The 18,117-nt window shown below is 61.1% G+C and carries 16 protein-coding genes; 3 read left to right on the top strand and 13 right to left on the bottom strand.

Annotated features, from left to right (window positions below):
- Positions 1 to 416: 416 nt before the first annotated feature.
- From UB23_RS27360 to UB23_RS27335, 6 genes are all read right to left on the bottom strand, one after another.
- Complete coding sequence (locus UB23_RS27360; protein ID WP_045062648.1) at positions 417 to 2,843, bottom strand: TonB-dependent siderophore receptor; 2,427 nt, start codon at positions 2,841 to 2,843, stop codon at positions 417 to 419.
- 97 nt (positions 2,844 to 2,940) lie between these two features.
- Positions 2,941 to 3,924, bottom strand: coding sequence for a FecR family protein (locus tag UB23_RS27355; RefSeq protein WP_045062646.1), 984 nt, complete (start codon positions 3,922 to 3,924; stop codon positions 2,941 to 2,943).
- A gap of 40 nt (positions 3,925 to 3,964) precedes the next feature.
- The gene (locus UB23_RS27350; RefSeq protein WP_045062644.1) at positions 3,965 to 4,465 is read right to left on the bottom strand and encodes a sigma-70 family RNA polymerase sigma factor; all 501 of its coding nucleotides are present in this window, start codon (positions 4,463 to 4,465) and stop codon (positions 3,965 to 3,967) included.
- A gap of 198 nt (positions 4,466 to 4,663) precedes the next feature.
- Positions 4,664 to 5,572 (bottom strand): LuxR C-terminal-related transcriptional regulator, encoded by a 909-nt coding sequence (locus UB23_RS27345; RefSeq protein ID WP_045062642.1) that lies wholly within the window; start codon positions 5,570 to 5,572, stop codon positions 4,664 to 4,666.
- Positions 5,569 to 6,987: an aminotransferase gene (locus UB23_RS27340; RefSeq protein ID WP_045062639.1), complete on the bottom strand. Its 1,419-nt coding sequence runs from the start codon at positions 6,985 to 6,987 to the stop codon at positions 5,569 to 5,571. The genes UB23_RS27345 and UB23_RS27340 overlap by 4 nt, the downstream gene beginning before the upstream one ends.
- A 31-nt stretch (positions 6,988 to 7,018) precedes the next feature.
- Positions 7,019 to 8,122, bottom strand: coding sequence for a polyamine ABC transporter substrate-binding protein (locus tag UB23_RS27335; RefSeq protein ID WP_045062637.1), 1,104 nt, complete (start codon positions 8,120 to 8,122; stop codon positions 7,019 to 7,021).
- Positions 8,123 to 8,333: 211 nt separating this feature from the next.
- On the opposite strand from UB23_RS27335, the gene UB23_RS27330 reads away from it, so the two are divergent.
- Positions 8,334 to 9,116, top strand: coding sequence for an enoyl-CoA hydratase-related protein (locus tag UB23_RS27330; RefSeq protein WP_045062636.1), 783 nt, complete (start codon positions 8,334 to 8,336; stop codon positions 9,114 to 9,116).
- Entirely contained in the window at positions 9,113 to 10,294 is a 1,182-nt protein-coding gene (locus UB23_RS27325) for an acetyl-CoA C-acyltransferase family protein (RefSeq protein WP_045062634.1), read from the top strand. Before UB23_RS27330 ends, UB23_RS27325 begins: the two co-directional genes overlap by 4 nt.
- Positions 10,295 to 10,729: 435 nt before the next feature.
- Here the strand turns inward: UB23_RS27325 and UB23_RS27320 are convergent, their stop codons facing one another.
- From UB23_RS27320 to UB23_RS27305, 4 genes are all read right to left on the bottom strand, one after another.
- Positions 10,730 to 11,170, bottom strand: coding sequence for a carboxymuconolactone decarboxylase family protein (locus UB23_RS27320; protein WP_045062631.1), 441 nt, complete (start codon positions 11,168 to 11,170; stop codon positions 10,730 to 10,732).
- 219 nt (positions 11,171 to 11,389) lie between these two features.
- Positions 11,390 to 12,838, bottom strand: coding sequence for a mechanosensitive ion channel domain-containing protein (locus UB23_RS27315; protein ID WP_045062629.1), 1,449 nt, complete (start codon positions 12,836 to 12,838; stop codon positions 11,390 to 11,392).
- Between the two features lie 137 nt (positions 12,839 to 12,975).
- Complete coding sequence (gene ycaC / locus UB23_RS27310) at positions 12,976 to 13,602, bottom strand: isochorismate family cysteine hydrolase YcaC (protein ID WP_008011497.1); 627 nt, start codon at positions 13,600 to 13,602, stop codon at positions 12,976 to 12,978.
- 127 nt (positions 13,603 to 13,729) lie between these two features.
- Positions 13,730 to 14,596 (bottom strand): pirin family protein, encoded by an 867-nt coding sequence (locus tag UB23_RS27305; protein ID WP_045062626.1) that lies wholly within the window; start codon positions 14,594 to 14,596, stop codon positions 13,730 to 13,732.
- A gap of 104 nt (positions 14,597 to 14,700) precedes the next feature.
- On the opposite strand from UB23_RS27305, the gene UB23_RS27300 reads away from it, so the two are divergent.
- Positions 14,701 to 15,609 (top strand): LysR family transcriptional regulator, encoded by a 909-nt coding sequence (locus UB23_RS27300; RefSeq protein ID WP_045062623.1) that lies wholly within the window; start codon positions 14,701 to 14,703, stop codon positions 15,607 to 15,609.
- 86 nt (positions 15,610 to 15,695) lie between these two features.
- On the opposite strand, the gene UB23_RS27295 is transcribed toward UB23_RS27300, so the two are convergent.
- The 3 genes from UB23_RS27295 to UB23_RS27285 form a co-directional block, all read right to left on the bottom strand.
- Positions 15,696 to 16,319 carry a response regulator transcription factor gene (locus tag UB23_RS27295; RefSeq protein ID WP_045062620.1) on the bottom strand — a complete coding sequence of 208 codons (624 nt, stop codon included), beginning with the start codon at positions 16,317 to 16,319 and terminating at the stop codon, positions 15,696 to 15,698.
- Positions 16,320 to 16,352: 33 nt separating this feature from the next.
- The gene (locus tag UB23_RS27290; RefSeq protein WP_045062618.1) at positions 16,353 to 16,766 is read right to left on the bottom strand and encodes a chemotaxis protein CheY; all 414 of its coding nucleotides are present in this window, start codon (positions 16,764 to 16,766) and stop codon (positions 16,353 to 16,355) included.
- A 113-nt stretch (positions 16,767 to 16,879) separates the two neighbouring features.
- Positions 16,880 to 18,085 (bottom strand): EAL domain-containing response regulator, encoded by a 1,206-nt coding sequence (locus UB23_RS27285; RefSeq protein WP_045062615.1) that lies wholly within the window; start codon positions 18,083 to 18,085, stop codon positions 16,880 to 16,882.
- Positions 18,086 to 18,117: the final 32 nt, after the last annotated feature.

Here is an 18,117-nt window from a genome sequence, read left to right as displayed (position 1 = left end):
GGGTTACTTGGAAAAGCGCCAAGTAACCAAGCGCTTTCTGCCCCACCACTCGGCACCTCGCCTAGGCTCGGTGTGCCCTCACTCCGGCAGTGCTCCGCGGGTCGCCGCGATGGGCCATCCCTGGCCCAGCGCGGCTAAACCGGCATCCTTGCCGGTTTCCCCGCTACGCAATGCCTGCGTTCGGCCAGCGTGGTTAACGGGGCGCCTGCGATCAAGAACTTCGCCGTGGCGGCCTTCGGGCCGACCAAGGCATCAAGCCGGCGCGCTGCGCGCGTTTGTGCGCACATCCCGAATTGAAATGAACACCTATGGGCGGTGATAACATTGGGAGCAAAGCTTGATCCGGACGGCGTTCCGACGATGCAGGTCAACGATAACGCCCAATTCTTGGCTAAACCCAACACATTAATTTGATCTCAAAACCCAACACTACCCTGCACAAAAAACGTCCGCGGTGCCCCCACATACATGCCCGCATTATTGTCGCTGGAACGGGTGAAGTACTGCTTGTCGAAGACGTTCTTCACCCCCGCCCCCAGCTTCAGGTTAGACAGCGTCGCGCCAAAGTCATAGCCGCCACGCACGTTCCAGGTGACGTACCCCGGAATGTCGCCGTACTGACCATCCGCGGTGCCTTCGGTGATGTAATTGCCGCTGAAACTGCCATCGGCGTTCACTGCCGTACCCGGTGAGCGCTGTTTTGACTGGGCGAACGCGTCCACGTTCCAGGTCCAGCGATCGACGTCGTAGCGCAGCCCGGCGGTGGCTACCTGACGCGAATAGAACGGCAAGTCGCGCCCCTTGAAGCCTGGAATTTCTCCTTCATACACCGCCCGGGTGTAGGTGAAGCCGGCGTTGGCCGTCAGGCCATCGAGTCGTGGGTCCAGCGCGGCAAGGTCGTAATGCACCGAGGCTTCGAGGCCCTGGTGAGTCGTCGCACCGAGGTTGGTCCAGCCCGCGTCATTGCTGATGTACTGCAGTTCTTTATCGAAGTCGATGTAGAACAGCGTCACCTCCCCGCCCCACACGTCATCGTTGTAGCGAGTGCCGATCTCATAGGTCTTGGCCTTTTCCGGGTTCAGGCCGTTGGCCGTCTCGTCACCGGTGCCGCCCTGGCCGAGCTGGAAATATTGCAGGCTGCCAAAGGACGTTTCGTAGTTGGCGAACAGCTTCCAGGCGTCGGAAAGGTGGTACATCACACTCAGCGCCGGCAGCGGTTCGTTGCTGTCGATGCTGCGGTTTTTTTCCGCTACCGGCCTGCCCGCCGTGTCCAGTACCGGGCGATCGTGCCAGTCGGTGCTGATGTGTTCGAAGCGGATGCCCGGCGTTACGGTCCACTTGCCGACGTCGATCTTGTTGTCCACGTAGACCGAGTTGGCCTCGGTGCCACCCGTGCGGTCCTGGTACACATGCCCGTCGGCGCCCGGACTCACCACCGGCTCGTTGCTGTCGTTCAGCCCCAACCGGCTGGCCGATTCGTGCATGCCCTCCTTGAGGTAGCGATAACCGACACTGACTTCCTGGGTGGTCTGGCCGAGGTCGAACACATGAGACACCCGCGGCTCGATGCCGAAGGTGTAGTAGGTGCGCGGGAAGGAACCGAGGGTTTTCTGATCGCGCGCGGCGATTTTGCTGCCACGAAAGCTGTCGTAATAGTAAGTCAGCACTTCAGCCTGGGTGCGGTCATCGATCTGCCGCGCCCACTTGAACGACACCTCCTTGCGACGTCCAGTGAAGCTGTCGTTGTTGCGGTCGGACTGGAAAGGATTGGCGTCGTACTGCGCCTGGGTCAGACCGCCGGGCATATCGGCACTGGCGTCGTAGTAATGCAGATTGAGGCTGAAATCATCCACATCGGTGGGCGCCCAATGGGTCTTGAGCATCACGTCATCGATGTCGTTGCCATTGTTGCGCTCACGGTAACCGTTGCCGTTGACGCCCGAATACAACAGCGCCACGCCCATGCCGTTGTCCGCCGTACCGCCGAAGAACGCCGTATCGATGTGCTTCCAGCCACCGTGCCGGGAGGCTTCCAGGGTGGTGCCTATCTCGGCGGACGCTTGTTCAGGGATCGCCCGGGTGACGAAGTTGATCACCCCGCCCACGTTCTGCGGTCCATAACGCACCGAGCCGGCGCCACGCACCACGTCGATGCTGTCGAGGTTGCCGGAGGAGATCGGCGCCATCGACAGTTGCGGCTGGCCATAGGGCGCGAAGGCTGCCGGTACGCCGTCAATCAACACGGTGGAGCGTGGCGACAGGCGCGACGTCAGGCCGCGCACGCCGACGTTCAGGGAAATATCGCTGCCACCGGTGCCGTTGGCATCCTGTACCTGCACGCCCGGTACCCGCTTCAACACGTCGCCGACCGTCATTGCGCCTTGCTCGACCATGGCCTCGCGACGGATCACCGTGCGTGCGCCGGCGTGGTTCTGCACCACGGCTGCATCGGCATCGCCGAGCCAATTGCCGACCACCTTGATATCCGTCACGCCGAGCTCCAGCGGCCCTTCCTGGGCGGAAGTCGGTGTGGGGGTCAGGGTCACCGAGCCTGCATCGATCTGATAATCCAGGCCGCTGCCCTGCAGCAGCTGGCGCAAGGCCTGCTCGGGGGAAAGTTTACCGTCTACGGCCGGTGCCTGTTTGCCGGCGACCAGCTCCGGGCTGAAAAAAACCTGCAGCGAAGTCTGCTGGCCCAGCTGACTCAAGGCCTGCCCCAACGGCTGCGCCTCGATGTGGATGGCGTCCGCAGCAAATGCCTGGGGCAGCGCGCAGTTGACGGCCAAGGCCAGGGCCAGCGGCAACCAGGGTGATTTTTTGTTATGGGCGATGGTTTTTTTCACGTCGAAACTTGTCCTGTGAATCGCAAGAGCATGCGTTTGTTAATGCAAACCAGTTGCAGTTGGACAAGAAGACGAAGAACTCGAAAAAAACCTGAATCTATTTTGAAATTATTTCCTGACTGCCGTCATCGAGGGTGCGCACGGCTACCGGGAGAATGCTTGGCAAGGCCTTCAACAGGGCATCGGTGTTGTCAGATTTGAACACGCTGGTCAGGCGTAGATTGGCCACTTTGTCGTTGGCGACCGTGATCGGCTTGTCACGATAACGGGAGGCTTCGGCGGCCACTTCGCTCAGGCTCGCGTTATTGAACACCAGCTTGCCGCTGCGCCAGGCGGTCAGCTGCGCTGCATCCACCGCATACGCCGCGGCGACCTTGCCCTGGAGATCGACACGGGTGCCCATGCCGGCGACGAGGTCGATGGAGGGGCTATCGGCAACGTCCCGTCCCTGGACCTTGACGGTGCCCTGCTCGACCACCACGCGGGTTTCGCCGGCGTCGCGGCGCACATCAAAACGGGTGCCTGTCACCGTGACTCTGCCACTGCCCGACTCCACCACGAACGGACGATCGGCGTCGTGCTCGACGCTGAACATCGCCTCGCCTTCGGTCAGCTCGACGGCGCGACGGTGCTGCGCAAAATGCACTTGAATACGGCTGCGACTGTTGAGGTCGATCGTCGAACCGTCCGGCAACGCCACTTGCTGACGCTCGCCCAGCGCCGTGGAGAACTCGCCAGTGTAGGTAGCCGGCTGATCCATCGTGGTGAACCAGCCCAGCCCCAGAGCCACGGCCAGCACGCTGGCGGCCACGGCATAACGCAAGATTGGCCGACGTGTGCTGCGCGCTGGCGGCACGTCACACAAGGCCTGCAGACGCGCCGCCGGCAGCAGGTCAGCCGCCGACCACATGCCTTCAAGTACCTGGAATTCATAATGGTGCTGCGGGTGCTCGGCCAACCAGGCTGCAAACTGCTGACGCTCCAGGACATCCACCACCGGCTCCTGCAAAACCACGAACCAGCGCGCCGCCTCATCGCGAACCGCCGTGGGTCCGCACGCGCAATCACGAGTATCCATCATGGAAGTTCCTGTTTGGCGGAGAATGGAAAGACGCGACCGATCATGATTGCAACCCATCCAGGCGATCGCGCAGATGCCGCAGCGTGCGGATCATATACTTTTCCACCATGTTCTTGGACAGTCCCAGGCGTTCGGCGATCTCGGCCTGGGTCAGACCTTCGATCTTCTGCCACACGAACACCTTGCGGCAATTGACCGGCAACTCGGCCAGCGCGAGTTCGATGGAATCGGCCAACTGGATCGCCTGCACGAAATGCTCCGGGTCGCCGCACGAGGACACACTGTGATCGATCGCCCCCGACTCCATGGCGCCTCGTCGATCCTCGCGACGATAGCCGTCCACTGCAATATTGCGCGCTGTCTGATGCAGATATGCACGAGGCTGCTCCACCGCCGCCGGATCCGACTCAAGCACCCGCACAAAGGTATCGTGGGCCAGATCCTCGGCCTGCTGACGATTTCTCAGGCGACGGGTCCAGGTGCCAACCAACTCTTCGTAATGCTCGAAAAAGCCGGGCCTGCGGGGCAGCTTGGGGGTCATTGCGGCGTGCTGTGGAGACGGGACGTGAATAGTAATGCTTCCTATTAAACCTAAGCAATGGATTCCCGGCCATTGCCCACGGCGGGCATGGCGAAATGGTGCCGTTGCAGGCGGGCCGTGAGGCGTTTGGCGCGACGGTGAAATGGGGCGATCGTGCAGGGTTAGCCGATCATGTTGGCGGCTGCGATCTTTTGACTTTCAATGCTGGCGCAACCACTCGATAAACAACGCAAACAGCTCTGACTGCGAACCCACCTCCAGCTTCAGATACAAATTCTTGCGATGCATGCGCACTGTCTCCGGCGATATGCCAAGTTCGCTCGCCGTGGACTTTACCGAGTGCCCCCTGAGCACCATGTGCGCCACTTCGCGCTCGCGTTCGGTCAGCACGTTGCCGCCGAAATGCTCGAAGGCCCACTGCACCCGTTGCTTGAGATTGTCTCCTGCTGCAGCATCCTGCGGCCTCTGGACGGCCGTAATCCGCTGCATGCCACGCTGGCTGAACTCACTGATGAACTCACACACCAGCGGCTCGACCGCGCGCAGCAAATTCAACTGTTCGCCCCGCAGGCATTCGCCACCGAAACCCTGGAACAGGCTCACAGAAATCTTCGTGTCATTGCCGGTATCGACAATGTAATAACTGTCTTCCGAGCACCCCGCCTTCAGGTAATAGGTGCGGTAATACTCACTGTCGAAAAAGTCATCCGGTGCGATTTCCTCCAAGTGGTAAAAGCCCTGCGCCAGGCCTTGCTCCACTGCCAGGCAGAAAGGATCAAGCAAATAACCGCCGGAGAAATAGCGATCGAGAATCGACACCTGGTACTGCTGGGCGATGCCGCGCTGATACAACAGCTGCGGTGGCCGATCGCGGTGCTCCAGGCTGATCATCACCGACTCGATACCCACCAGATGCTCCAGGGCAGACGCCAGGTCAGCCAGTGCATCAGGTGCGTCCACATGGGCAAACGCCTCGCGCATTTGCCCGTGCCATTTGTGCAGGGCCCCGAAGGGCAGTGCGATCAGCGTATCGTCGTCTGGTTTGCTCATGCCCCGCAGTCTAGCGGGTGAGCGGGTTCCTGGTAACAGCCTGTTCGACGCAATCATTGGCCCTGGTACTGCCCGCTCGCCTGGAGCTCGGCCGCCACCTCAAGAATACACTCGCGCAGGGTCTCGACGATTTCATCGACCTGGGCGCAGGTCAGGATCAACGGCGGCGACATGACATTGAGGTGCATGATCGGGCGTACCAGCAAGCCCTTCGACTGCGCCCGGGAATGAATCCTCTCGCCAATGTTGATCTCGTCGGCAAACAACGCCTTGCTGCGCTTGTCAGCCACGAACTCGACGCAGGCCATGAACTTCTGGCAGCGCACATCCCCAACCAGCGGCAGCTCGCCGAGGGTCGCCAGGCGTTCTTCCAGATACGCGCCGACTGCATCGACGTGCTCCAGCAGCTGTTCGCGCTCGATGATTTCGATGTTCTTCAGCGCTGCCGTACAGCACACCGGATGCCCGCTGTAAGTGAAACCGTGACTGAAGCAACGGCCCTTGGCCGGCTCGGCGATAACCTTCCAGATGCGCTCGGAAAAAATGCAGGCGCCCAGCGGCAGGTAAGCTGACGTCAGGCCCTTGGCGGTGGTGATGATGTCTGGTTGCACGTCGAACAGATCCCACGAGGCGAAAAACTTGCCCAGCCGTCCGAACGAGGTCACCACTTCGTCGGCGACGAACAGGATGTCGTAGCGTTGGCAGACTTCCCACATACGCTTGAGGTAGCCCTTGGGCGGAATGATCACCCCGCCCGAGCCCATGATGGGCTCGGCGAAAAAACCCGCCACCTGGTCGGCGCCGATGGCGAGGATCTTGTCTTCGAACTCCTTGACCAGGAACTCGAGGAACTGTGCCTCGTCCATGCCGTCAGGTGCGCGGTACGGATTGGGGTTGGACACGTGGTGAATACGCTCGTGGGCGTAGTCGAATTCCGGGACGCGGTCGGCGGCCTTGTTACCGATCGACATGGTCAGGGTGGTCGAGCCGTGATAAGCGTTGTAGCGAGCAATGATGTGCTTTTTTTCCGGCTTGCCACGGCAGTTCTGGTAGTACTGGATCAGCCGGTAGGCGGTGTCCACGGCGGTGGAGCCGCCCGTGGTCAGGAACACGTGGTCGAGATCGCCCGGGGCCAGGCTGGCGAGTTTCTCGCAGAGCTGGATTGCCACGTTGTTGGACATGTCGCAGAACGGGTTTGAATAGGCCAGCTGGCGCACCTGGTCGGCTATTGCCAGGGCCATTTCTTCGCGTCCCAGGCCAATGTTGGTGCACCACATGCCGCCCACTGCATCGAGAAAACGGTTGCCCTGGGTGTCGTAGATATAAGCGCCATCACCGGCGACGATGTTCAGCGAGCCCTGCTCGGCGTGTTCGTCGAACATGTGATAACCGTGCATGTAGTGGGCTTTGTCGGCCTTGACCAGCCGGGACTCTTCAGCAGCGGAAAAAATGTGTTGAGTTTGGGTAGCCATAGGAAAAACCTCGAACCGAATAGTTGAAAGCTCAAATCCCGCTTTTCACCGTGCTCCAGACTCGCGTCATCGCGCGCATGTCCTTGGCGTCCTGGGTCTTCTGTGGAAACAGCCGCGCGCGGGTCTCGTCATCGGGATAAATCGCCAGGTTGTTGCGCACTTCGGCGTTCACCAGGGGCGTGGCAGCCGCGTTGCTGTTGGCGTAGTGGATGTAATCGGTGACATCGGCCATCACCTGAGGCTGCATCAGGTAGTCGAGGAACTTGTGCGCATTGGCGACATGCGGCGCATCGGCCGGGATGTACAGGTTGTCGAACCAGATCAGCGAACCTTCCCTGGGGATGAAGTACGCCAGGTTGATCTTCAGCTTGGCCTCCTCGGCGCGCGCCATGGCCGTGGCATAGTCGCCGGACCAAGTCATGGCCATGCACACATCGCCATTGGGCAGGCTGGTCAGGTAGTTGACCGAGTCGAACTTGCGAATGAAGGGGCGCACCGACAACAGCAGTTCCTGCGCGGCCTTCAGGTCCGCCGGCGCGGCACTGCGCGGGTCGCGGCCGAGGTACTTCAGGGCCAGGGGAATCACTTCGGTCGGGGCATCCACCAGGGTCACGCCGCAGTCGGCGAAGCGCGAGACAATCTTGGGATCGAAGATCATTGCCAGCGAGCCGATCGGCGCATCCGGCATGCGCTCCCTGATCTTGTCGACGTTGTAGGTGATGCCGTTGCTGCCCCAGGTGTAGGGCGCGGAATACTGCGTGCCGGCGTCGAACCCCTGCAGGTCCTGCAGCACCTTGGGGTCAAGGTTGTTCCAGCCCGGCAATAATTTCTTGTCCAGCGGCTGGAATACTTTCGCCTGGATCAGGGGCGGCGCGAGGGACGCGTTGAGCACCACCAGGTCATAGCCGGAGTGCCCGGTGAGCAGCTTTGCCTGGACCGTTTCGTAGGCATCGAAGGTGTCGTATATGACCTTGATGCCGCTGGCTTTTTCGAAGTCGGAAAGGGTTTTCTCGCCAATGTAATCCGCCCAGTTGTACAACCGCAGCGTTTTCGCACCGTCGACTTCGGCGGCGTGCACATTGAGTGACAAAGGAACCAGGATCACACTGAACATCAACTTGAAAGCCTTGCGCATGGCAAATTCACCTTCTCAAGCGTTCTAAATGAGCGGATGCAGCCACTATTGAGCGATCAGGGCGGCGGCACCATACCCCGAATGGGTGTGTCGCCAATCTCACGGCCTTGCAACATGGCAAAAAGAAGCAGGTGCGTTGACCCGTTTTGTCATAGATCCGGTGCAGGTCCCGCGCTTAGAGTGGCCGATGCATCGAACAACAGAGTCGCTTATGAACGATCTGATCAAACAGGACCGCGACGCCGGCGTACTGACGCTGACGTTTGACCGTCCCGACAAGCTCAACGCGCTGAACAACGCCATGTACACGCAGCTCGCCGACCTGTTGCAGGCCGCAGACGAGGACCCGGCTATCGGCGTGGTCATCATCACCGGTGGCGACAACTGTTTCACCAGCGGCAATGACCTGGTGGATTTCCTGCAGTACCCGCCCACTCACCTGGACAGCCCGGCATTTCACCTGATGAAGGTGGTGACCCAGTTGCAAACGCCATTGATCGCGGCGGTGTGTGGCGCGGCCATTGGCATTGGCACGACCTTGCTGCTGCACTGCGATCAGGTGGTCGTCAGCCGTAATGCCAAGTTGCGCATGCCGTTCGTGAACATCGGCCTGTGCCCGGAATTCGGCGCCACCCTGCTGTTGCCGCGGTTGCTTGGCCACGCCCGCGCTGCTCGTTTGCTGCTGCTGGGAGAAACCCTGGGCGGCGCCGACGCCGTGCAGTGGGGCCTGGCCAACGAACTGTGCGAGGACGGCCCGCAATGCCTGACCGCCGCGCGGCAACTGGCCCGACGTCTGCTGGCGTTGCCGCAAGGTGCATTGCGCCAGTCCCGGCAATTGCTCAAGCAGGCCTCGCTGGCGGAACTGCAAGCCACGATCCGCCAGGAAAACCTGCTGTTTATCGAACGCCTGAACACCCAGGAAGCGCAAACAGCGCTGAGCGCCCTGCTCAATCGCAGCACTGAAAAGAATCCGTCGAAAGGAACACCCCCATGAACACTCCAGAAGTTTTTGTCGTCAGCGCCGCCCGCACCGCCATTGGTACTTTTGGCGGTTCGCTCAAGGACGTGCCACCGGCCGATCTGGCGACCACTGCGGTCAAGGCCGCCCTGCAACGCTCCGGCGTCGATCCGGCGCAGGTCGGCCATCTGGTGATGGGTAACGTGATCCCCACCGAAACCCGCGACGCCTACATTTCCCGTGTAGCGGCAATGAACGCCGGCATCCCCAAGGAGACGCCCGCCTACAACGTCAATCGCCTGTGCGGCTCTGGCTTGCAAGCCATCATCAGCGCGGCCCAGACGCTGCTGCTCGGCGATGCCGAAATCGCCATCGGCGCCGGTGCCGAGTCCATGAGCCGCGGGCCATACCTGCTGCCGTCAGCGCGCTGGGGTGCGCGTATGGGCAACGTGCAGGCCGTCGACTACATGCTGGGTATCCTGCATGACCCATTCCACGGCATTCATATGGGCATCACCGCCGAGAACGTCGCGGCGCGCAACGGCATTACCCGCGAAATGCAGGACGCCCTCGCCCTGGAGGATCAAAAGCGCGCAGCCTTTGCCATTGCCAACGGGTATTTCAACGAACAGATCGCGACAGTAGAAATTCAGGGGCGCAAGGAAACCATTCTGTTCAACGTCGACGAACACCCTCGGGCGACCACCCTGGAACAGCTGGCGCAGATGAAGCCGGCGTTCAAGAAGGACGGTTCGGTAACGGCGGGCAACGCTTCGGGGTTGAACGATGGCGCTGCGGCATTGGTGATGGCCACCGGGGACGCGGTGCAGCGCAACAGCCTGCGCCCGCTGGCGCGACTGGTCAGCTATGCCCATGCGGGTGTCGAGCCCGAACTCATGGGCCTGGGCCCCATCCCCGCAACGCGCCTGGCGCTCAAGCGTGCGGGGCTCTCAGTGCAGGATATGGATGTGGTCGAGGCAAACATCGCCTTCGCCGCCCAGGCTTGCGCAGTCAGTCAGGAGCTTGGCCTTGATCCGGCCAAGGTCAATCCAAATGGCTCGGGCATTGCGCTGGGGCACCCTGTAGGCGCGACGGGGGCAATTATTGCGACCAAGGCCATTCATGAGCTGCACCGCATCAACGGCCGGTATGCGCTGGTGACGATGTGCATTGGCGGCGGCCAGGGCATTGCAGCGATATTTGAGCGGGTCTAAGTACCTCTTGCACGGCTCCCACACTGCGCCCGAGCCGGGCGAATATCCAATGTGGGAGCCACTTTCTTCCCCAGTCACATCAATGTTGAATGTGCAGACGCCATCGCGGGCAAGCCCGGCTCCCACAGAGACGCGCGCCGTACGCAAATGCTGCATCCACCACCAATACCCTGTGGGAGGGAGCCTGCTCGCGATGGCAATCTCCCTGCCACATCAATGTCGAATCCGCAGACGCCATCGCGGGCAAGCCCGGCTCCCACAGTGATCTGCGCCGAACACAAATGCTGCGCCTACCACCAATCCCCTGTAGGAGCGAGCTTGCTCGCGATGGTCGTTAACGATGACACTGGTCACCTGACACCCCGCAGCGCCCTCCGGTCTTTCGCGAGCAAGCTCGCTCCTACAAAAGTCCTGACTGCCTGCTTAAGGCGTTGCTCAGTCCTGCGGCATCTTGCGAAAGCCTACCGCCAGGCGGTTCCAGCTGTTGATTGTGGTAATCGCCACAGTCAGGTCGACCATTTCCCTGGCGCTGAACTCGGCGGCCAGTTGTTCGTAGTCTTCATCCGGCGCATGGGTCTGGCTGAGCAGGGTCAGGGACTCGGTCCAGGCCAGTGCGGCGCGTTCGCGCGGGGTGAAGAACGGGGTTTCACGCCAGGCCGACAGCGTGTACAGGCGACGCTCGGCTTCGCCGCCTTTGCGCGCATCGGCGCTGTGCATGTCCAGGCAGAAGGCGCAGCCGTTGATTTGCGAGGTACGTAGCTTGACGAGTTCGATCAGGGTCTTTTCCAGCGGCAGTTTCGAGACGGCGGTTTCCAGCGCGATCATGGCTTTGAGTGCGTCTGGGGAAGCGGTGTAGAAATCGATGCGAGGTTTCATGACGGGCTCCGGGAACAAGTGAAGGTGGAGCTACGTTAAACCCGTCGGTGGGTTGCTCAAATAGCCAATATTTCAGAAGTTGGGTAGGCCATTGGTGAGTGTGCCGTGGCGGTGATGGCCTCATCGCGAGCAGGCTCGCTCCCACAGGAGGGACGGGGTGACGGGAGAAACGCGGTCAACTGTGGGAGTTAGCATCAGTACAGGCACTGAGAGCGCCAGCTAGCTTTCGCTACGGCGCCGCAGCCATTGCAGGAACCCTTTTTTCTCCACCGCCTTGGGCGTTTCCATGGTCAGGGTTCGGGCTTTGTTCAGGCGGTAATCCAGCAGCGCCGTCATGGCCTCGCTGATGTCATGGCGCGCGTCAAGGCAGGGTTTCAGGTAGTCCTTTTCGATGCGGTACAGGCTGCAGAAGGTCTTGGCGGTGAAGTCCGCCGGCAGCGCGGTATCGGAGAGTATCCCGCCTTCGCCGATTACTTCACCCGGCCCCATGCGCCCGGACTCGAACCTGACGCCATCACGGCTCAGCTCGACCGACACCACGCCGGATTCGATGATGAACAGATGATCGCTGACCTCACCCGCCGGAAGGATCAGTTCGCCGGCGCGGAAGTTCTGCAGCTTCATGTTCTGGCTGAAGGTCTCCTTTTCGTCCTGACGCAGGGTCGAGAAGATGCTCGAGCTGTCCAGCAATGCCAGTGGCCGTGACAGGCCGGCAGGCGCATTGGATTCGACGCTCGACAGCAGGCTTACACCCGAGGCCTGCAAATGGCGGAACGCCAGGTCGAACAGCAGATTGCGCACCATGCGCTTGTGCTCCATCGACGCCACGAAGCCGCTGATCTCGTACTCCACGCCGGCGGCACTGGAAACTTTGAGCGCGACGCACGGTGCCGGTTTGGCCAACAAATAGCGGCAGCCCTGCATGGCTCGCTCCAGGGCATCGATGATTTTCTGCGGGCGCGCGTGCGGGCTCAATTGCAGGCTGATGGAGACGCCAAACATGTCAGTGGGCCGGCTGAAATTGATGATCTTGGCCTTGGCCGCCAGCGAATTGGGAATCACCGCCATGCTGCCCTGGGAGGTCTGCAGGCGGGTGGCGCGCCAGTCGATGTCGGTCACCCGGCCTTCGGTGCCGTCAATGGAGATCCAGTCATCGAGTTGATAGGGTTTGGTGGTGTTGAGGACGATCCCGGAGAACACGTCGCTCAGGGTGCTTTGCAACGCCAGGCCGACGATGATCGCCAGGGCGCCGGAGGTGGCCAGTACACCCTTGACCGGCAAATCCAGCACGTAGGCCAGGGCGGCGATGATGGCGATGAGAAAAATCACTGCCCCAAGCAGATCCTGAAGCAGGCGACCGGTGTGCCCGACCCGCTGCATCATCACCGCGCCAATCAATACCGTGAGCGTGCGTGCGCCGAACAGCCACCAACCGATTTGCAAGCCGGTTGCGGCCAGGTGCAAAGGCACATTGTCGGCCCAGGGCGCCGGTTCCAGCGGGTTCAAGCCTTCGTTGAACAGCAGGACGCTGAACAGCGAAAAGATCACCAGCCGCGCCACGAGTTTCCACTGGCTGCCATTGGCACTGATCAGGCGCCACAACCCCAAATCGATGAGGATCAGGGCCAGCGCACAGAACAACGGGTGATCGGTGAGCAATGACAGCATCGAGCGGCTCCGGCAGGGACTCATTTACGCAACCATCGCACGCATTGCAGGAGCTGGCGAAGCTTGCGATCTTTGGGATCTCGAAAGATCAAAAGATCGCAGCCTTCGCCAGCTCCTGCAAGGGGCTATGGGCGCGCTTACTTGCTGTTGGTCAGGGTGTTGTAGCTGGTCATGAGGTTGCGATAGTCCGGGATGTGGTTGGAGAACAGAGTGGCCAGGCCTTCCACGTCGTTGCGCCAGTCGCGATGCAGCTCGCAGGCCAGACCGAACCAGGTCATCAACTGCGCGCCGGAGGACGACATGCGATCCCAGGCCGATTGCCGGGTCAGTTCGTTGAACGTGCCGGAAGCGTCGGTCACTACGAAAACTTCAAAGCCTTCAGCCAGGGCCGACAGCGCCGGGAACGCCACGCAGACTTCGGTCACCACACCGGCGATGATCAACTGCTTCTTGCCGGTCGCCTTGATCGCCTTGACGAAATCTTCATTATCCCAGGCGTTGATCTGGCCAGGACGAGCGATGTAGGGCGCGTCGGGGAACAGTGCCTTGAGCTCTGGCACCAGCGGGCCGTTCGGGCCGGTTTCAAAGCTGGTGGTCAGGATGGTCGGCAGCTTGAAGTACTTGGCCAGGTCGGCCAGGGCCAGCACGTTGTTCTTGAAACGATCCGGATCAATGTCGCGCACCAGCGACAGCAAGCCTGCTTGATGGTCGACCAACAGAACCGCGGCGTTATCCTTGTCGAGACGTTTGTAGGAAGTAGTCATGGGGTAATCCTCGCTATTTATCGATGCCGATCAAGCCGGCGCAGTGATTTCGGTTTTTTTGTTTAAATCGCGGTCAGGCAAGCGTAGTCACACGACCCGGCCGCGCCACAGCGGTGCAGCATTGAGTTCAACCGCTCATCCGGCCGAAGCGGCCCGATTGAAAGTCGGCAAAGGCCTGGTGGATTTCCTGCTCGCTGTTCATCACGAACGGACCCTGGCCAACGACGGGTTCGTCGATGGGCTCGCCGCTGAGCAGCAACACCACCGCGTCGCTATTGGCTTCCAGGCTGAGCTGGTGACCATCGCGGCCAAACAGAACAAGCTGGCCTTCTCGGACCCGTTCCTGGCCGTTGACCTGAACCGTGCCGCGCAACACCACCAGCGCCGTATTGCGGCCTTCGTGCAGGTCCAGGGTCAGCGGCTTGCCCGCCTTGAGGCGCAGGTCCCAGACGTCGATCGGGGTGAAGGTGCGCGCCGGGCCGGTGTGGCCGTCGAATTGCCCGGCGATCAGGCGCAGGCTGCCGGCATCGTTCTTCAGCGCGATGGCCGGGATGTCGCCGTCAAGAATCGTCTGGTAACCGGCGTCGGCCATTTTGTCCCTGGCCGGCAGGTTGACCCACAGCTGCACCATTTCCAGGGTGCCGCCGCTTTTGGCAAAGGCTTGGGAGTGAAACTCTTCGTGGAGAATCCCCGAAGCCGCAGTCATCCATTGCACATCACCCGGGCCGATTTTGCCGCCACTGCCCGTGGAGTCACGGTGTTCCACTTCGCCCTTGTAGACGATCGTCACGGTCTCGAAGCCGCGGTGCGGATGCTGACCAACGCCACGGCGCGCCGTGGTCGGGCTGAATTCAGCAGGACCGGCGTGATCCAGCAGCAGAAACGGGCTGATGTGCTTACCCAGGTTGTCGTAAGAAAACAGCGTGCGGACCGGAAAACCGTCACCGACCCAATGACCGCGCGGGCTGGTGTAAATACCGATGATGTTTTTCATGTGGCCTCCGAATCTGTGGTTTGCTGCGATGGATAAAGCTTAAAACCGAAGCCTTTGGTGCGCTAGACTGCAAAAATCAGTCATAGCGTTCTATTTGGAGAACGATGATGGAAGATCTCAACACCCTTTATTACTTCACCCAGGTGGTGGAGCATGGTGGGTTCGCTGCGGCCGGACGTGCACTGGACATGCCCAAGTCCAAGCTCAGCCGGCGCATCGCCGAGCTTGAAGAGCGCCTGGGTGTGCGCCTGCTGCATCGCACCAGCCGGCATTGTTCGCTGACCGAAATCGGCCAGGCCTATTACCAGCGTTGCCTGGCCATGCGGGTGGAAGCGGAGAGTGCTGCCGAACTGATCGAGCGCAACCGCTCCGAACCCCAGGGCCTGGTGCGCATCAGCTGCCCTACCGCCCTGCTCAACTCCTGGGTCGGGCCGATGCTGACCCGCTACATGCTCAAGTACCCGCTGGTCGAGCTGTTCATCGAAAGCACCAACCGCCGGGTCGACCTGATTCACGAGGGCTTCGACATCGCCCTGCGCGTGCGCTTCCCGCCACTGGAAAACACCGACATGGTGATGAAGGTGCTGGGCAACAGCACTCAGTGCCTGGTGGGCAGCCCGGCCTTCGCCGAACGCCTGTCATCCCCTGCCACCCCGGCGGACCTCAGCGGCTTGCCGAGCGTGCACTGGGGCGCGGCGCAGCGTGATTACCAGTGGGAGCTGTTTGGCGCAGAGGGCGCCAGCGCGTTGATCCGGCATGCGCCGCGCATGGTCACTGACGACTTGTTGGCCTTGCGCCATGCGGTGCTGGCAGGCGTCGGCGTGGCGCATTTGCCCAGCGTGGTGGTGCGCGACGACATTGCTGCCGGGCACCTGATGGAGCTGGTGCCGGGATGGGCGCCGAAGTGCGGAATCGTCCACGCGATTTTTCCGTCACGTCGCGGTTTGCTGCCGTCGGTGCGGGCGTTGATTGATTTTCTTGGGGAGGAGTTCAGTCATGCGGATATTGCTTAGGGGAAAGGCCTTCAAACCTGAGCGAGGCTGATGTCCAGGCGCTGTATGCCTGTTGCCAGGCGACGCCCATGCAGGAAGACGTTCACTCAGATCAGGCGGTTGCGCAGGGCGAAATCCCGCAGGTGGACCGCCGATTTGACGTCGAGCTTTTTAATCAGCCGCGTCTTGTAGGTGCTCACGGTCTTGTGGCTCAGGTGCAGGTTTTCGGCGATCTGCTTGTTTGATATGCCCATGGCCAGGTAGCGACAGATGGTCAGTTCACGACTGGACAGGCCATCTATCCGCTGCTTTTCACTGCATTGCGATGTACTGAGCGAAACCGAGGTCGAGAGCTGGGCAAAATAGGTGTAGCCGACCGTAACCGCGTGTATGGCCTTGTGCAAATGCTGCAAGTCATTCGACTTGGCGACGTAGGCCGCAGCACCGGCGCGAATGCATCGGTCCTGGAAGAGCATCGCCTCGTGGGCGGAAAAGACCACCACCGGGCATCGCTCGCCACTGTCGTGAAGCCTTGCCAGTACTTCCAGCCCGTCGAGCTTGGGCAGGGAAATATCCAGCACCACCACGTCCGGTTGGTGCTCGCGGACCATCGCCATGACCTCGCTACCGCAATTGGCCTCGTAAATCCGCTGAAAACCTTCCTGTTGGAGCACGATTTTGACTGCGGCGCGAACCACCGGATGATCGTCCACAATCAGTGCTGACTTCATCACAACTCCATGTACAAAACACGACGATTGAAACTACCTGACAGAAATGCCTGTCCCGACGGACGGTAGGCGACGATCGATCAGCGACATCAGGCGGCTGATCGAAGCCAGATCCGGCAGGGATGTGTGGCTGACCTGGATGTTCTGCTGATCACCGTCGGAAGTCGGCGGAAGCTCTGCACGCTGGCCTTCATAGATGAAGGCGTGGCGAACCTGGGCATTGTCACGAAAGAAATCCAGCAGGTCCAAGGCATCACCTGCCATCGAAGCGTTGATCACCACCAGGTCGAACGGCTCGCAACCGTACTCGACCAGCGTCAGCAGTTCCTCAAGGCTGTGAACCGGTGCGACCCGGTAATAGTTGAGCTGATTGAACAGCCGTTCGATTCTCATGCGCTGAAAATGCTGCTCGTCGGCAATCAGGATACGCAAGGCTTTGTTCGACAAAGTAGGCCCCCAGCAGGGTGTCAAATTCGAGATGACGCAAGGCTACGCATGCGAGACGGAGCTTTATGTAGGACTTTTCCGAAACTCCCACTCCATTTGTCAGCGCATCGCCATCAGCGACCGCCCGGGAGTTGGCCGCGCAGCTGCAACCAGGCCAGCAAATCCTCGCCACTCATGGGACGGGCAAACCAGTAGCCCTGCCCCTGAACGCAGCCGAGCGACATCAGGTGCAGGCGCTGCGCATCGGTCTCGATGCCTTCGATGACCACCGACATGCCCAGACTGTCCCCCAGCGCCAGGGTGCTGATGATGGCCGCCCGACAGCGCGGCTCATGCGCCAGGCCGCGGACGAATTCGGCGTCGAGCTTGATCTCGTTGAAAGGCATCTGGCACAGGCGCTGCAATGAAGAGAACCCGGCACCGAAGTCGTCGATGGACAGCCGGCAACCCATCATTCGCAGGCGCACCAGGTTCTCCAGGCTGGTGGCAGGGGCCTGCAGCAAACCGCTTTCGGTGAGTTCGAAGGTCAATCCGGAGCCCGGCAGGCCATGGCGGAGCAAGAGACGCCGGATGCTGGCCGTCAGTTCGCTGTCGGCCAGTTGCGTGCTTTGCAGGTTGAACGCCATGTTCAGGGTAAAACCGCGGCTTGCTGCGGCCCGCTGCAGCATCAGCGCCTGTTCCAGCTGGGCGAACAGCAGCCGGTCCATCTGCCCGTTCCGCTCCAGTATCGGCAGGTACACCGCCGGCGACAGTACGCCCCTTTGCGGGTGCAACCAGCGGCTGAGCACCTCGACGCCACAGACCTGGCCAGTGTGCAGATGGAATTTGGGCTGGTACCAGGACTGGATCTGTCCTTGAGCGAGCGCCGCGCCCACCTCCTTCTCGCTGGCCAGCAACAACGGCGTTGCCGGCGCGGATGTCACCGGCAGACGGCTCAGGTGTTTGTCTAGCAACTCGCGCAGCGCCTGGGGGTGCAGTGGTTTGCCGACATCACCCAGCAACTCAAGCCCCAGCAGGGAGACGATCTGGTGCACCGCCCGCCGCAGGTCCGCCGACAGCGAACTGCTGATGATGATCGACCTGACCTGCCCGCTGGCACCCAGGCGGCGAAAGAACTCCAGGCCGTCCATGCCTTCCATCTGCAAATCGCACAGGGCGATGTCGACCGGCCCCACCTCCTGCAGGATGGCCAGCGCCTGCGCTCCGTCGCAAGCTTCGAACACCTCGCGACAGCCTGCCTGCCGGAACATGCTCACGGCCACTGAACGTTGAAAGGCGTGGTCTTCGAGTATCAGAACGCGCGGTGCCGGGCAGGTCATGTCATCTCGACTCGTCTTGGAAGGGAAGACGA

Source organism: Pseudomonas sp. ES3-33, assembly GCF_000952175.1.
GTDB classification, from domain to species: domain Bacteria; phylum Pseudomonadota; class Gammaproteobacteria; order Pseudomonadales; family Pseudomonadaceae; genus Aquipseudomonas; species Aquipseudomonas gregormendelii.
This window is presented reverse-complemented; position numbering and strand designations above follow the sequence as displayed.

Coding starts and splice junctions, on each gene's coding strand:
- UB23_RS27355 (WP_045062646.1), bottom strand. CDS start 3,924: ATGATGGATACTCGTGATTGCGCGTGCGGACCCACGGCGGTTCGCGAT.
- UB23_RS27350 (WP_045062644.1), bottom strand. CDS start 4,465: ATGACCCCCAAGCTGCCCCGCAGGCCCGGCTTTTTCGAGCATTACGAA.
- UB23_RS27345 (WP_045062642.1), bottom strand. CDS start 5,572: ATGATTGCGTCGAACAGGCTGTTACCAGGAACCCGCTCACCCGCTAGA.
- UB23_RS27340 (WP_045062639.1), bottom strand. CDS start 6,987: ATGGCTACCCAAACTCAACACATTTTTTCCGCTGCTGAAGAGTCCCGG.
- UB23_RS27335 (WP_045062637.1), bottom strand. CDS start 8,122: ATGCGCAAGGCTTTCAAGTTGATGTTCAGTGTGATCCTGGTTCCTTTG.
- UB23_RS27330 (WP_045062636.1), top strand. CDS start 8,334: ATGAACGATCTGATCAAACAGGACCGCGACGCCGGCGTACTGACGCTG.
- UB23_RS27325 (WP_045062634.1), top strand. CDS start 9,113: ATGAACACTCCAGAAGTTTTTGTCGTCAGCGCCGCCCGCACCGCCATT.
- UB23_RS27320 (WP_045062631.1), bottom strand. CDS start 11,170: ATGAAACCTCGCATCGATTTCTACACCGCTTCCCCAGACGCACTCAAA.
- UB23_RS27315 (WP_045062629.1), bottom strand. CDS start 12,838: ATGCTGTCATTGCTCACCGATCACCCGTTGTTCTGTGCGCTGGCCCTG.
- ycaC (WP_008011497.1), bottom strand. CDS start 13,602: ATGACTACTTCCTACAAACGTCTCGACAAGGATAACGCCGCGGTTCTG.
- UB23_RS27305 (WP_045062626.1), bottom strand. CDS start 14,596: ATGAAAAACATCATCGGTATTTACACCAGCCCGCGCGGTCATTGGGTC.
- UB23_RS27300 (WP_045062623.1), top strand. CDS start 14,701: ATGATGGAAGATCTCAACACCCTTTATTACTTCACCCAGGTGGTGGAG.
- UB23_RS27295 (WP_045062620.1), bottom strand. CDS start 16,319: ATGAAGTCAGCACTGATTGTGGACGATCATCCGGTGGTTCGCGCCGCA.
- UB23_RS27285 (WP_045062615.1), bottom strand. CDS start 18,085: ATGACCTGCCCGGCACCGCGCGTTCTGATACTCGAAGACCACGCCTTT.